The sequence below is a fragment of the Paenibacillus sp. FSL R5-0490 genome, from assembly GCF_001956215.1.
Taxonomy (GTDB): Bacteria; Bacillota; Bacilli; order Bacillales; family Cytobacillaceae; genus Cytobacillus.
Window position 1 is genome coordinate 1 of sequence record NZ_MRTQ01000070.1, and the last position, 322, is coordinate 322.

Annotated in this window: 1 rRNA gene; it reads left to right on the plus strand. The window is 46.9% G+C overall.

The annotated features are described in order from the left end of the window. Positions 1-80: ribosomal RNA gene (locus BK139_RS23510) — 16S ribosomal RNA — on the plus strand; the annotation flags it as partial. Positions 81-322 lie beyond the last annotated feature (242 nt).

Genomic DNA, 322 nt, shown 5'->3' on the forward strand with positions numbered 1-322 from the left:
CGCCTAAGGTGGGACAGATGATTGGGGTGAAGTCGTAACAAGGTAGCCGTATCGGAAGGTGCGGCTGGATCACCTCCTTTCTAAGGAATATTATGAAAGGCGGAGGCGACTGATCAGCTTCGACAGACGTTGGAGAGCCGATCATTCAAACCCTGGTTTTGGGTTTGGAGGAGCGGATCGAAACGGCCGAGAAGCTAGGAGCCGAAGCTAGACATTACAAGAAACGTGACGTCCTTTGTTCGTTCAGTTTTGAGAGTTCAATCTCTCAATGAATTCGTTCTTTGAAAACTAGATAATGATTATGAAGAAGCAATAACCGAGT